Origin of the sequence: Rhodoblastus sp. (assembly GCF_041915505.1) — a bacterium.
GTDB lineage: Bacteria > Pseudomonadota > Alphaproteobacteria > Rhizobiales > Beijerinckiaceae > Rhodoblastus.
In genome coordinates this window covers 1-6476 of record NZ_JAYSBG010000199.1, presented here as the reverse complement: position 1 = coordinate 6476, position 6476 = coordinate 1, and the positions used below count along the sequence as shown (strand labels likewise).

At 63.5% G+C, this 6476-nt stretch carries 4 protein-coding genes; 2 read left to right on the top strand and 2 right to left on the bottom strand.

Annotation, left to right across the window (positions count from 1 at the left end; all coding sequences use genetic code 11):
• Positions 1–1296: AMP-binding protein (locus ACE3S9_RS12700; protein WP_374546834.1), on the bottom strand; the 1296-nt coding region annotated here is incomplete at its 3' end.
• Positions 1297–1326: 30 nt separating this feature from the next.
• Entirely contained in the window at positions 1327–3882 is a 2556-nt protein-coding gene (gene uvrB / locus ACE3S9_RS12695; RefSeq protein ID WP_374546833.1) for an excinuclease ABC subunit UvrB, read from the bottom strand.
• A 424-nt stretch (positions 3883–4306) separates the two neighbouring features.
• On the opposite strand from uvrB, the gene ACE3S9_RS12690 reads away from it, so the two are divergent.
• Both ACE3S9_RS12690 and ACE3S9_RS12685 read left to right on the top strand, forming a co-directional pair.
• Positions 4307–5026 (top strand): hypothetical protein, encoded by a 720-nt coding sequence (locus tag ACE3S9_RS12690; RefSeq protein WP_374546832.1) that lies wholly within the window; start codon positions 4307–4309, stop codon positions 5024–5026.
• Positions 5026–6476 (top strand): hypothetical protein (locus ACE3S9_RS12685; protein ID WP_374546831.1); only part of this gene is annotated, 1451 nt, incomplete at its 3' end. The genes ACE3S9_RS12690 and ACE3S9_RS12685, both read left to right, overlap by 1 nt.

The window sequence follows — 6476 nt, the reverse complement described above, 5'->3', positions numbered from 1 at the left end:
GCCGTTTTCGTCGATCACCCCTACATCGCCGGTGGGAAACCAGGCGTCGGCCGGGATCTCGGTCTCCGGCATGCGGAAATAGCCGCTGGCGATCCAATGGCCCCGGCACGAGACGTCGCCCTGGCTCTTGCCGTCGCGCGCGGTCTCCACGCCGTCGGGGCCGATTGTGCGGATGTCGGCGCCGAACAGGACGCGGCCCTGTTTGGCCGCATGGTCGTAAAGCGCCTCGCCGTCGAGCCGGGCGACGGCGGGTTTCGCGGCATTATAGGTGACGACCGGGCTGGTTTCGGTCATGCCCCAGCCTTGCGCCGCCTCGACGCCGAGGCCGGCGAATTCGACGATCAGCGAATGCGGCAGAGCGGCGCCGCCCGACATGACGCGCTTCAGGGTTTTGAAACGCGAGCCGGTCTGGCGCATGTGATTGACCAGCGACATCCAGACGGTGGGCACGCCGACGGCGAGATCGACATTTTCGCCGTCCATCAGGGCGAGCAGGGAAACCGGATCGAGATGGCGTCCGGGCATGATGAGCGACGCGCCGGCCATGGGCGCGGCATAGGGCAGGCCCCACGCGTTGACGTGAAACATCGGCACGACGGGCAGGACCCGCGTCGTGGCGCGCAGGCCCACTGCATCGGGCGCGACGGTTGCGAAGGCGTGAAGCAGCGACGAACGGTGCGAATAAAGCACGCCCTTCGGACGCCCGGTGGTTCCCGACGTGTAGCACAGGCCCGAAGCCATATTCTCGTCGAAGACCGGCCAGTCCGGCTCGTCGCGCGCCGTTGCGAGCAGGGCCTCGTAACAATGGAGCGTCACATTGGGCGGCAGGTTCATCGCCGGGCCGAGTCGCGCCATTTCATCGGCTTGCGCCAGCGCCACGACCGCGCGCACGGTCTCCGTCGTTTTCGGCGCCACCGCCGCGATGAGCGGGGCGAAACACGCATCGACGAAAACCACATGGTCTTCGGCGTGGTTAACGATATGGGCGATGTCGTCGGGCGAGAGGCGCGGGTTGATCGTGTTGCAGACCGCGCCCATGCCCGAAATGGCGTAATAAAGTTCGAGATGGCGGTCGCTGTTCATGGCCAGCGTGGCGACGCGGTCGCCGGGCCGCACGCCGAGATCGCGCAACACGCCCATCAGGCGGCGCGCGCGCCGTTCGAGCGCCGCATAAGTCGTGCGTTCGACGCGACCGTCGTCGCGGCGCGACACGATTTCAGCCTCGCTGTGATGGCGCGCGGCATGCACGAGAATCGAGGAAATCAGCAACTCGCGCCGCTGCATCAAGCCAAACATGCGCCCCTCCCGGAACTTGTTTTTCCGGGATTATCGCTGCTTGCCTTTGTGGCGCCAAGAGCCGGAAGGCCGCGCTGTCGCCTTGGGCCGCGCCTCGCCGCCGCCGAGATTGTGCGGCCCCATGTCGTCGTCCGTCGGCTTGCGGATGCGGGAGGGCGGCAGATTGGCGGCGGCGCCATATTTCCGCGCGCCCTGATAGGCGCCGCCTTCGGCGTCGACGTCGCTCTGGCGGGCGAGCGGATCGTCGGAGACGGTCAGTTCCACCGCCTGCAACCGCTTGATCTCGTCGCGCAGCCGGGCGGCGGTTTCGAAATCGAGATCGGACGCCGCCGCGCGCATCTTCTTTTCCAGATCGGCGATGGTCGCCTCGAAATTATGGCCGATCGCCGGCGCGGCGAGACCAATGTCGACGCTGACGTGATCCTGCTCATAGACCGAGCCGAGAATATCGGCGACGCCGCGCTTGATGGTCGCCGGGGTGATATTGTGTTCCTCGTTCCAGGCGAGCTGCTTTTCACGGCGGCGCTTGGTCTCCGACATGGCGCGGTCCATCGAGCCGGTGATGGTGTCCGCATAGAGGATGACCTTGCCGTCCACATTGCGCGCGGCGCGGCCGATGGTCTGCACCAGCGACCGCTCGCTGCGCAGAAAACCTTCCTTGTCGGCGTCGAGAATGGCGACAAGCGCGCATTCGGGAATGTCGAGGCCTTCGCGCAAAAGGTTGATGCCGACCAACACGTCGAAGGCCCCGAGGCGCAGGTCGCGGATGATCTCGATGCGCTCGATCGTGTCGATGTCGGAATGCATGTAGCGCACGCGCACGCCATTCTCGTGCAGATATTCGGTCAGGTCTTCGGCCATCCGTTTTGTCAGCACCGTGACAAGGGTGCGATAGCCGCGCGCGCTGGTCTCGCGCACCTCGCCGAGCAGGTCGTCGACCTGGCTGCGGGCGGAGCGCACCTCGACCGGCGGGTCGATCAAGCCGGTCGGGCGGATCACCTGTTCGACGAACACGCCCCCGGTCTGCTCCATTTCCCAATCGCCCGGCGTCGCCGAGACATGGACCGATTGCGGCCGCATCGCATCCCATTCCTCGAAGCGGAGCGGCCGGTTGTCCATGCAGGAGGGCAGGCGGAAGCCATATTCGGCCAGCGTCGCCTTGCGCCGAAAGTCGCCGCGATACATGCCGCCGATCTGCGGAATGGTGACATGGCTTTCGTCGGTGAAAACGAGGGCGTTGTCGGGCAGATATTCGAACAGGGTCGGCGGCGGCTCGCCCGGGCGGCGGCCGGTGAGATAGCGCGAATAGTTTTCGATGCCGGCGCAGGAGCCGGTCGCCTGCAGCATTTCGAGATCGAAGATCACGCGCTGTTCGAGCCTTTGCGCTTCGAGCAGGCGGCCAGAGGCGTTCAACTCCTCGAGCCGCTGGCGCAGCTCCGCCTTGATGGCGTCCGCCGCTTGCAACAAGGTCGGGCGCGGCGTGACATAGTGCGAATTGGCGTAGAATTTGACCAGTTCGAGATCCTGCGTCTTCTTGCCGGTCAGCGGGTCGAATTCGGCGATGCTTTCGACCTCGTCGCCGAAGAAGGAAAGACGCCAGGCGCGGTCTTCATAATGCGCAGGGAAGACTTCGACCGTATCGCCGCGCACGCGAAAGGCGCCGCGCGAGAAGTCCGGCGTCCGCTTGTATTGCAGGGCGACCAGATCCTGCAGCAATTGCCGCTGGTCGAGCTTTTCGCCGAGCTTCACCGAGAAGGTCATGGCGGTATAGGTCTCGACCGAGCCGATACCATAGATGCAGGACACCGAGGCGACGATCACCACATCGTCGCGTTCGAGCAGAGCGCGGGTGGCGGAATGGCGCATCCGGTCGATCTGCTCGTTGATCGAGCTTTCCTTCTCGATATAGGTGTCCGTGCGCGGGACATAGGCTTCCGGCTGGTAATAATCGTAATAGGACACGAAATATTCGACCGCATTATGCGGGAAAAAGCTCTTGAACTCGCCGTAAAGCTGGGCGGCGAGGGTCTTGTTGGGCGCGAGGATCAGGGCCGGGCGCTGCGAGCGCGCGATGACCTGGGCCATGGTGAAGGTCTTGCCGGAGCCGGTGACGCCGAGCAGCACCTGATCGCGCTCCTGCGCCTTGAGGCCCGCCACCAGCTCGTCAATGGCGCGCGGCTGGTCGCCCTGCGGCTGATATTCCGACACCAGTTCGAATTGAACGCCGCCCTCGGATTTTTCGGGCCGCTCGGGCCGGTGGGGAACCCAGGGCTTTTTGTCGCGCAGATTGGGGTCGCCCTTTTCCAGCAGGTCTTCAAGCACGCTGGCGGTGGCGCCCGAGGCGGTCTGGAAACTTTCCCTGGCCGGCGCGCGGCGCTTCGGCCTTTCGCGCACGATGTCCGGCTCCTGCCCGAGCCCATAGCGGGCGGCCTCCTCGGCGCTCAGCGGCTCGGCAATATAGGGCGAGGCGGCCTCTTCCATGCCCCTGCCGATCAAAGCGGGATTGAGCAAAGCGGCCAGATGCTCGTCAAGCGGCTTGACGTCGGGCTTGGACGCCTTCGCCCGGGAAGTCGGTTTTTTCGCCATTGTCGCAATATGGGGCGGCGGGGGAAAATTGGCCAGAGGCGAGGGCGAAATCCCGCGGCCGGCGCTGTCGGGCGATGACAGGCTCCGGCGGCTTGCGATCACAGGGCGAAAGTCTGGTTCGGGACGGACAACGGACCGAGACGCGACGGCAGGGCTGCGCTATTTCCGGTCGTTGCCGAGCACTGTCGCCATCTATCGGAATTAGCTCGAAGCCGACACGCATTGACATCACGAAGCCGCCTCAGGGATTCGGGCGAGGTTCATGCAGACCTTGACTCACAAGAATTGTCGTCTGCCCCACCGTCGAGGCAACTGAACCATTTCGACGACGCCGGCCTGAAATGACTTAGTCCCGAAGGTCATCAACTGCCCGCCGTAACGCTTTCGTAAGCGACACCCGAGTAAAAAGGACGTTCTGGATAGTGTGAAAAAGGCTGGCTGCGGACGGCTGACGACTGCAAGGCTTGGTATGGAACTCATTTTGAGCAGTGAGAAGCGGCCGACGACAAGCGCCGACGCTGCGAGCGCGGCAGGCCTGATCGAAGCGGTCCTGCCTCCGCTCTTCTTCGCATCCGGGTTCGCCGCTCTCTGCTATCAAATTGCCTGGCAGAGGGCGCTGTTCGGCTGGTTCGGCGTCGACCTCGATTCCGTCAGCGTCATTGTCTCCGTCTTTATGCTCGGCCTCGGCGGCGGCGCATTGCTCGGCGGTTGGCTCGCTGACCGCTTCGCGCAACACCGCATTTTCGTCTTCTCCGCCGTTGAATTGACGATCGGACTGTTCGGTTTCGTCAGCCTCGACGTGATCGACGCCAGCGGACTTCTGTTCGCAAACAAGCCATTGCCTGTGATGGTCGGCGCGACCTTTCTGGTCCTCATGGCGCCAACCTTCGCCATGGGCTCGACCCTGCCGGTTCTCGTGACCGAACTGACGATGCGAATCGGCAATGTCGGGGATTCGACGGGACGCCTCTACTATATCAACACGCTGGGCGCCGCGGTCGGCGCGCTGACAGCGGTTTATGCGCTCATTCCGCTGTTCGGTCTGGATGGACTGACCTATGCGGCGGCCGCCATCAACGTGACAATCGCCGTCACCGGCATTGTCTGCGTCCGGCGCGGGTTCGCGAAAGGCGGCGCAAATTGATGCCGGCGCCGTTGATTTCCTTTTTGGTTGGCCTGCTGTCACTAAGCGCCGAGACGCTATGGGTGCGCACTTTCGCATTCGCAAACCACTCGACGCCGATCGCCATCGCCGTGGTGCTCTCGATCTATCTGCTCGGCATCGCAATCGGCGCGTCGGTTGGCGGAGGGTTCTGCCGGACGCCGGCTAACTTGCGCGAGATCATCGCCAAATGCGTTCTCGCGGGTTCCGCCGTGATCGCCCTCACGCCCGCTTTCGTCGTCGCGCTGCCGCGGGTGACGCTCCTGCTGCTGCCCCTCATCTTTGCTCCGGCCTTCCTGCTTTCCATCTGTTTTCCCATTTGTCACCATCTCGGAACAAAGCTCGGAGCAGGCCGCGTCGGCAGATCCCTGTCGCACGTTTACGCGGCCAACATTCTCGGTAGCGTTATCGGACCGCTGGTCACCAATTTCGTCGTCCTGGAATGGGTAACGACTCAGATGGCCTTCGTCATTCTGGGCGCCATGGGCATGTCCATCGCCGTCGCCATCGCGCTGGCGGACCGTCTGAACTTGCGCATCAAACAAATGGCCCTCGCCGGGACGGCGCTCGCGTTCGGGCTCACCTTTGTATTTGGCGCCGGACAGGCCAGCACGCGCGCACAGAACCAACTTATCGCCAAGCTCTCGGCGTTTGGCGGCGAAATCCGTCATGTCGTCGAAACGCGGCAGGGCATTGTGGTCGCCTACAAAGACGATGTTGCGGGAGACGCCGTTTTTGGCGGCAATGTCTACGATGGACGCACCAATATCGACCCCCGCATCAATTCAAACGGGCTCAACCGCGTCGTCATGCTTCAGGCGATCACCCCGACGCCGCGTCGTGTTCTCATGATCGGCCTGTCCGTCGGAAGCTGGCAATATATTATCGGCGGTTTTCCGGACGTCGAACGCATGGACGTCATCGAAATCAATCCCGGCTATATCGACCTCGCCCGGAATTACGACGCGCAGAACAAGGCCATCCACGACCCGCGCGTCAATCTGATCATCGGCGACGGCCGCAAGTTCTTGCGCCAGAACCCGGATGCGAAATACGATCTCGTCATCATGAACACGACCTGGCACTGGCGCATGTATGTGTCGCTGCTGATGAGCCGCGAATTTCTCTCCCTCATCAAGTCCCATATGACGCCGGAAGCGGTGCTTGCCTTCAATACGACGGAGTCCATCGACGCGCTGAAGACGGCCGCCGCCGTTTTTCCTCACGTCTATCGCTATGACAATTTCGCGGTCGCCGCGGAGACGGATTGGCGCGTCAGGCTTGCAGACAAGGCTGCCGACGAAAAGCTGCGGCTCATCGCTCCGGCCGGCAAGCCCTTGTTCGGCCCCCGCGACGGCGACGTGATCGCGAACTTTCTGGATCGCTCGCACGTTCAGACGCTGGACGAGGCCGAAATCGAGACCGGCCGGCC